This is a genomic window from Parasphingorhabdus sp., from assembly GCF_049667325.1.
Taxonomy (GTDB): domain Bacteria; phylum Pseudomonadota; class Alphaproteobacteria; order Sphingomonadales; family Sphingomonadaceae; genus Parasphingorhabdus.
In genome coordinates this window covers 1-6954 of record NZ_JBATHY010000199.1, presented here as the reverse complement: position 1 = coordinate 6954, position 6954 = coordinate 1, and the positions used below count along the sequence as shown (strand labels likewise).

The 6954-nt window shown below is 56.3% G+C and carries 9 protein-coding genes; 7 read left to right on the top strand and 2 right to left on the bottom strand.

The features are described 5' to 3' along the window. From WBM93_RS09040 to WBM93_RS09015, 6 genes are all read left to right on the top strand, one after another. Positions 1 to 447 (top strand): SDR family oxidoreductase (locus WBM93_RS09040; protein WP_424431109.1); only part of this gene is annotated, 447 nt, incomplete at its 5' end. 124 nt (positions 448 to 571) lie between these two features. Beyond that, the gene (locus WBM93_RS09035; protein WP_424431107.1) at positions 572 to 1147 is read left to right on the top strand and encodes a fasciclin domain-containing protein; all 576 of its coding nucleotides are present in this window, start codon (positions 572 to 574) and stop codon (positions 1145 to 1147) included. Between the two features lie 209 nt (positions 1148 to 1356). Then, the gene (locus WBM93_RS09030; RefSeq protein WP_424431105.1) at positions 1357 to 1926 is read left to right on the top strand and encodes a fasciclin domain-containing protein; all 570 of its coding nucleotides are present in this window, start codon (positions 1357 to 1359) and stop codon (positions 1924 to 1926) included. Positions 1927 to 2006: 80 nt separating this feature from the next. Beyond that, positions 2007 to 2675, top strand: a complete 669-nt coding sequence (locus WBM93_RS09025; protein WP_424431103.1) for a fasciclin domain-containing protein — start codon at positions 2007 to 2009, stop codon at positions 2673 to 2675. A gap of 100 nt (positions 2676 to 2775) precedes the next feature. Next, entirely contained in the window at positions 2776 to 3186 is a 411-nt protein-coding gene (locus tag WBM93_RS09020) for an EVE domain-containing protein (RefSeq protein WP_424431101.1), read from the top strand. Then, positions 3183 to 4142 (top strand): glutaminase, encoded by a 960-nt coding sequence (locus tag WBM93_RS09015; RefSeq protein WP_424431099.1) that lies wholly within the window; start codon positions 3183 to 3185, stop codon positions 4140 to 4142. The genes WBM93_RS09020 and WBM93_RS09015 overlap by 4 nt, the downstream gene beginning before the upstream one ends. 45 nt (positions 4143 to 4187) lie before the next feature. Here the strand turns inward: WBM93_RS09015 and WBM93_RS09010 are convergent, their stop codons facing one another. After that, positions 4188 to 4361: a hypothetical protein gene (locus tag WBM93_RS09010; RefSeq protein WP_424431097.1), complete on the bottom strand. Its 174-nt coding sequence runs from the start codon at positions 4359 to 4361 to the stop codon at positions 4188 to 4190. A gap of 189 nt (positions 4362 to 4550) precedes the next feature. Here WBM93_RS09010 and WBM93_RS09005 point away from each other — a divergent pair, with 189 nt between their 5' ends. Further along, positions 4551 to 5114, top strand: a complete 564-nt coding sequence (locus WBM93_RS09005; protein WP_424431095.1) for a response regulator — start codon at positions 4551 to 4553, stop codon at positions 5112 to 5114. 11 nt (positions 5115 to 5125) lie between these two features. Here WBM93_RS09005 and WBM93_RS09000 read toward each other — a convergent pair whose 3' ends face one another. Further along, positions 5126 to 6778 (bottom strand): thiamine pyrophosphate-binding protein, encoded by a 1653-nt coding sequence (locus tag WBM93_RS09000; protein WP_424431094.1) that lies wholly within the window; start codon positions 6776 to 6778, stop codon positions 5126 to 5128. Positions 6779 to 6954 lie beyond the last annotated feature (176 nt).

Genomic DNA, 6954 nt, shown 5'->3' with positions numbered 1-6954 from the left:
GACCATTTTCGCGTCAACAGCCTGGTTCCGGTCCTTCTGACAACCGCCCTCCACGACCGGCGTGCCGACGGCCGCGACCGGGCTTGTATCATCCATATTCTCGACCAGCGGGTCCGCAATCCCAACCGCGATCAGCTTAGCTACACGCTTTCCAAACAGGCTCTGGCTGCGTCGGTGCGATCGCTGGCGGTTGCCTGTGCGGACAAGCTGCGGGTTAACGGTATCGCCCCGGGCCTGACCCTGACGGCGGGGGAATATGGTGAAGACCAGCTGGCCGCTATCACCGCGATGATGCCGCTTGACCGGCTGCCCGATCCCGATGATATCGCCGATGCGATAGTCTATCTGGCCGGTGCCAAAGCGGTCACCGGACAGACGATATTTGTCGACGGCGGTGCCAACCTCCTGAGCTTTGACCGGGACTTTGTTCACCTGGGCAAGGACTGATCCACCCGATACGCCCCAAAGGACAGGTTTGATCCGGTCCCGATTTAGCTCATAAATGACATATTCGAAGTTCGGTCGTAACCGCGATCGGAAGAGATGCATTTGCAATTTTGAAAGGCTTATCATGCGTATTTCCCCCAAAATGTTACTGACGACCACCGTTGCTCTGACCCTAGCGGCTTGTTCAACCGAAGCTCCTCAGGCTGCTGTAGATGAAGGCGCTGTCGAAGCGATGGCTGAAACCGAAACCGAAACCGGCACGATTGTCGATGTTGCTGTTGGCAATGCAGATTTCTCAACCCTCGTTGCGGCGGTGACCGCTGCTGATCTCGGTGCGACCCTGAGCGGCGACGGTCCATTCACCGTTTTCGCACCGACCAACGATGCCTTCGCGAAAGTAGATTCAGATACGTTGACCGCGCTTTTGACGCCTGCCAAAAAGGCTGATCTGACTGCGTTGCTGACCTATCACGTGGTCGCCGGCGAACTGAAAGCGGCAGATGTCGTCAAGGCGATCACCGATGGCGGCGGCACGGCCACCCTGACCACCGTGCAGGGTGCACCGCTCAAAGCTACACTAGATGGTGATTCCGTCATTCTCGAAGATGCCGCTGGTGGCAAATCGACCGTGATCTTGACCGATGTCGATGCATCCAACGGCGTGATCCACGCTATCGATACCGTTGTCATGCCGGGATAATTTTCATCCCCCCGAACTAGGATGGATAAGAAAAGGCCTCGCCCTGCGGCGGGGCCTTTTTTTGTTGCTGGCGGTCCAAAGCGGAAGGACCTTGAATCGAACCGGGCTACTTCGGTAAATGCGTCTGCCGGCTGGCTTCGCCGTTTTTGGGTTGAATTGAACTGGCCATTCGCTGTAAAATGCCTGCGTCCCCCCATGAAAGGAATATCATGAACATCGTATCGAAAATTTTGTTAGCAACCACCGCATTGGCCGCAATCTCGGCATGTTCGTCCGAAATGAGCGAAGAAGAGCAAGCAATTTACGATGAGCGGAAAGCGAAAGAGGCCGCAGCACCCAAGAATATGATGGCCGTTATCCAGCACAATCCCGATCTTTCGACCGCAGGCATGGCGGTCGGGCTGTCCGGCGTTGCCGAAGATCTGGGACAGGAAGGACCGTTTACGGCCTTCGTCGGCACCAATGAAGCGTTCAACAAGCTGGGCGTAGATGAACTGAACGCTTTGCTCCAGCCGGAAAAAAAGGAAGAACTGGCCAATATCCTGAAGTATAATGTCATGATCGCGAATATGGACTCGGCCGCCATTACCAAGGCGATCGGGGAAGGCGGCGGGACAGCGTCTCTGAAAACTGCGCAGGGCGGCAGCTTGAAAGCGATGATGAATGGCGGCAAAATCGTTCTGGAAGATGCCAAGGGTAACAGATCGACCATCACTCAGGCCGATGTGAAAGCGGACAATGGAATTGTCCATATCGTCGATACCGTTCTGATACCGTAAACAACCTGTGGACCACGCCTGAAACGGATTGAGCAAAATTTTGTTTTCCCGGCAATAACAATTCGGGACAATTTTTCCGATTGCTTCTTGATTCCAAAAGGCAGACTGTTAGTTTTCCCTATCTGCGAAACTCCAATGTTTGGAATATCCCGGGCGACAGCGCCCTTGAAAGGAATATCATGCTTACCCCATCCAGAATAATTCTTGCGGCAATGGCATTGGCAACCATTTCAGCCTGTTCATCTGAAATGAGCGAGGAAGAGCAGGCTATTTATGATGCCCGCCAGGCCGAGGAAGCCGAGCCAACCAACTTGACCGCCGTCGTTCAGCACCAGCCGGAACTGACGACCGCGACCACAATGGTGGGACTTTCCGGTATTGCCGAGGAGCTTAAGGACGATGGCCCTTTCACCGCCTTCACCGCGAACAATGATGCGTTCAACAAAATGGATGCGGACAAGCTCAAGGCACTGATGAGCCCCGACAACAAGGCCGAACTCGTCAAAATTGCGAGATTTGGACTGGCGAATGGCACCATGACCTCTGCCGATATTGCAAAAGCGATTGCTGACGGTGGTGGCACGGCCAATATTACCACTTTGGAGGGCGGCGCAATCAAAGCCTCCATGAACGGCGACAAAATCGTTCTTGAAGACGGTGCTGGCAACAAGGCGACGGTCATCAAAGCCGATATTCCTTCCAGCAACGGTACGCTTCACATTGTGGATACGGTCTTGATGCCGGGGTAATTCCGGGTCTGGTCAAATGAACAATGGGCCTCGCCAACTGGCGGGGCCTTTTTTGTCGGCGCCGGGTAGGTTATCGGGAACCGAAAAAAGGGAAAGTGCGATGCCGCAATATTGGTTGATGAAATCGGAGCCGGATGAATATGGCTGGGACGACCTGATTGCAGAGGGCGAAGGCACCTGGGACGGCGTGAAAAATGCGCAGGCATCGAACAATATGAAAGCCATGAACAAGGGTGATCAGGTTTTTTTCTACCACTCCCGACAGGGACTGGAAGTGGTTGGCATCATGGAGGTTTCCGAAGAGCATAGCCCGGATGTCACCACCGATCCCGAACGCTGGGTCGTGGTCAAGGTGAAGCCGGTCCGTAAGCTGGACAAGCCGGTGCCGCTCAAGGAAATGAAGCAAAACCCCGAGCTCAAGGACCTGGCGATCCTCCGCCAGACGCGGCTGTCAGTGGCGCCGGTGACGGCAAGCGAGTGGGCTGCGATTTTGTCTATGGCAGGGGAATGACCAGCACGGATCAAACGCTGGACTGGCAAAAAGCGCTGAAAGCCATTCAAGCCACGGTCACCCCTCGCATCGGATCGGGCATAGTCGCCGACTATATTCCGGCGCTCGCCAGTGTGGACCCCAAAAAATTTGGTCTCGCGGTGGCGCTGAATGGCGGTGAGATGCACTGTCTGGGTGATGCAGATGAAAGCTTTTCTATACAAAGCATATCCAAGGTCTTCACTCTGGCTCTGACACTCAGGCAGATAGGTGATGCGCTGTGGAAGCACGTGGGCAGGGAACCCTCCGGCTCCCCGTTTAACTCGATCGTGCAGTTGGAGGTGGAATTGGGTATCCCGCGCAATCCGTTGATCAATGCCGGGGCGATTGTGACAACCGATCAACTGATCTCGGCATATGGCGGCGGCGAAGCGGGAGCGGATCAGGCGATTGCGGACTTGCTGCGACTGTTCCGTCGGTTGTCCCAGGATGACAGCATCTTCATCGATCAAAACGTCGCCCGGTCGGAATCCGATACCGGTTCCCGCAATCGCGCGCTCGGGCATTTCATGGCCAGCTTCGGAAACATGACCAACCCGGTCGAAGCAGCCCTATCGGCTTATTTTCGGCATTGCTCGCTGGCCATCTCCTGCCGGCAACTGGCCCGAGCTGCGCTTTTTCTGGCCTTTGACGGAACCGATCCGGTAACGGGCGAGCAGATCATCAACCAGAGGCGCTGCCGCCGGATTTTGGCGGTAATGATGTCGAGCGGCCACTATGACAATAGTGGCGACTTTGCCTTTCGTATCGGCCTGCCGGGAAAAAGCGGCGTGGGCGGCGGTATATTGGTGGTCGCACCCGATCATGGGACAATAGCGGTCTGGTCACCTGGCCTCAATCGGGCGGGAACATCCATGGTCGGCAGCATCGCGCTCGAAGAACTGGTGCGGCAGACGGGGTGGTCGGTGTTCGGCTAAATGCCGGCTAATCACCTATCACACAGATACGGCTATTCGACCGATCTAGCCTGCCAGAATAGTGGCCGCTGTCTCTTCAATGGTCCCAGCCACCAGCAGCGGCGATCCGCCGACCATGCCAACTTTGGTCTGACCGTCGGCGTCGGTGCGCAGCCACGCAATATTCTCGACAACTACCATGTAATTGCCACCGTGCGACTCGAGTAAAACAAATTTCATGTGGGTGTCTCCAGACAGCAATCGCTATGCGCCGCAAACCTCTCTTTTGGATTAACGACGGTCGCGGAATCCAACCGTCGCTGCACCCATCTCCGTTATTGGCCGGGTCGATGGTTAATAAATCACCGTGGCAACCGTATAGTTACATAACCGGTCAAGCAATTTGCTTGGCGAGAGGAAATAATAGTCATGCTAGGAGCAATCAGAACGCTCATCGTCGATGATTCCTCGACATTGCGAGCAATGCTCGATGTGGTAATCAGCAATCACCGGGACTTTCGTCCACCTGTACATGCGGCCGACGCCGTTCAGGCTATCGAGATTCTGGATAATCGATTGTTTGATCTGGTATTGCTCGACATAAATATGCCCGGAATGGACGGGCTGCAACTACTCGATCATATTGTAGCAAAGTCCCTTTCGAAGGTATTGATCGTTTCCTCGTGCTCGGTGCGGGGCTCCGAGATCAGGAGCGATGCCCTCAAACGTGGCGCGATCGCATGTTTCGACAAGGCCAATTGCATCAAGGAAGCCGATAGGTTTGTCGAGCTTATCCGCCATATTGTGGCCCAAAAATGTCAACCCGCATTGTGGCCGGACAGCATGAATCTGGCCATTGACCGGCTCGCAGGGGATGCAACACCGGTTCCGGTGCTGGACAGGCCAGTATCACCGGATGCGGACATGCAGGGCCCGAAAGTCGATAAATCAGCCGAGAATCCATCAGATGCGGTTGATAGTGGCGGAAAATGAAATGCCCGTTTTTAACGCTTCCTGAGTCCACTGACGGTTGCGCCAGCAGCGGTCAAAAATTCGACATCGGTCTTAAGGTGTAACAAACGCAGCCCCTTTCGCTTGATCGCCTTCGCTAGCGCCGGTGCGAATGCATCGGTGCTCTCCACCGTCGCGCTCCAACCGCCATATGCCTCGGCCAATGCAGCGAAATCTGGGTTTTTGAGTGATGTCGCCGATAGCCGCGCCGGATATTCGCGCTCCTGATGGAGGCGGATGGTGCCGAAACTGCCATTGTCGATCACCAGCACCAGCAGGTTCGCCTCATATTGGACCGCGGTGGCAAGTTCCTGGCCGTTCATCATGAAATCGCCGTCCCCGGCCAGCGCGACGACTGTGCGGTCCGGAAAGCGCAGCGCTGCCGCAACCGAGGCCGGGACGCCGTAACCCATCGCGCCGGATGTTGGCGCCAGCTGGCTCGGGAAGGCACCATATTTCCAGTATCGGTGCCACCATCCCGAAAAATTGCCCGCGCCGTTGCAGATGATCGCATCGGCGGGAATTTGTTCCTGCATCGCCGCGACACACTGGCCGAGATCGAGCTTTGCAGCGGTCGGCTGCGGAGTGGACCAGGAGAGATAATCCTGATGTGCTGCCTTGCCTGAATCAAAGCTCAGCAGATCATCTTCCCACAGCGCGACCTGTTCGGCAAATTCGTCCATCTCTGCGCAAATCGGCAGGTCGGTGCGATAGACATGGTTGAGCTCGTCGGGATCAGGATGGACATGGACCAATATCTGGTCGGGATGGTCGGGGGTGATCAGAGTATAGCCATCGGTAGTGGCCTCGCCGAGCCGCGCGCCGACCGCCAGCACCAGATCAGCGTCCTTGATCCGCCGGGTCAGCTTGGGGTTGGGGCCATAGCCGAGATTGCCGGCATAGACCGGGCTCTCGTTGGGGAAATTATCCTGCCGCCGGAAGGCGACCGCGACCGGCAGGCCGATCCGCTCGGCATATTGGGAGAAATAATGTTTGGCCTTTTCGCTCCAGCCCGCGCCGCCGATAATCGCGATTGGATCGGTGGCATCGCGCAGCATATCGGTGAGGGTGGTCATCGCGTCGGGGCAGAGCGGCTGAGCCGGGGCGATCACCTTGGGCCGGTCGAGCGCTTCAACCTCGTCGCGCAACATGTCCTCGGGCAGCGCGAGCACGACGGGTCCGGGGCGTCCCGAACTGGCGGTATCAAACGCGCGGGCGATATATTCGGGAATCCGTGCAGCATTGTCGATGCGTGCCGCCCATTTGGCGAGCGGGGTGAACATGGCGGTGAAATCGACTTCCTGAAAGCCTTCCCGGTCGCGATCATCGCGGGCGACATCGCCGATAAACAATATCATCGGGGTGCTGTCCTGCATCGCGGTGTGGACGCCGATGCTGGCATTGGTCGCGCCGGGCCCGCGGGTGACAAAGGCAATGCCGGGCTGTCCGGTCATCTTGCCATCGGCTTCGGCCATGAACGCCGCGCTGCCATCCTGCCGCGTCGCGACGGTCTGGATCGAACCGCAATCGTGGAGCGCGTCGAGGACCGAAAGAAAGCTCTCGCCGGGGACGGTGAATATCCGCTCGGTGCCCTGAATGACCAGCTGATCGACCAAAATCTGCGCGCCGGTGCGTTTTGTCATCATTCTCTCTCTTCATTCACCCGCAGCTTTAGCTGCATTGTTGATTTTATTGTTTCGCACAAAGACACGAAGGCACGAAGGAAATTTAATCATCCAATCTTCTTTGTGCCTTTATGTCTTCGTGCGACAAAATTGAAAAGGCTGTCGCGTTCTGCTGCCTTCAAGTTTCTCTCAAAAAA

Bases quoted from the DNA above. Each gene is read 5' to 3' on its own strand.
- WBM93_RS09035 (WP_424431107.1), top strand. From the start codon at position 572: ATGCGTATTTCCCCCAAAATGTTACTGACGACCACCGTTGCTCTGACC.
- WBM93_RS09030 (WP_424431105.1), top strand. From the start codon at position 1,357: ATGAACATCGTATCGAAAATTTTGTTAGCAACCACCGCATTGGCCGCA.
- WBM93_RS09020 (WP_424431101.1), top strand. From the start codon at position 2,776: ATGCCGCAATATTGGTTGATGAAATCGGAGCCGGATGAATATGGCTGG.
- WBM93_RS09015 (WP_424431099.1), top strand. From the start codon at position 3,183: ATGACCAGCACGGATCAAACGCTGGACTGGCAAAAAGCGCTGAAAGCC.
- WBM93_RS09010 (WP_424431097.1), bottom strand. From the start codon at position 4,361: ATGAAATTTGTTTTACTCGAGTCGCACGGTGGCAATTACATGGTAGTT.
- WBM93_RS09005 (WP_424431095.1), top strand. From the start codon at position 4,551: ATGCTAGGAGCAATCAGAACGCTCATCGTCGATGATTCCTCGACATTG.
- WBM93_RS09000 (WP_424431094.1), bottom strand. From the start codon at position 6,778: ATGATGACAAAACGCACCGGCGCGCAGATTTTGGTCGATCAGCTGGTC.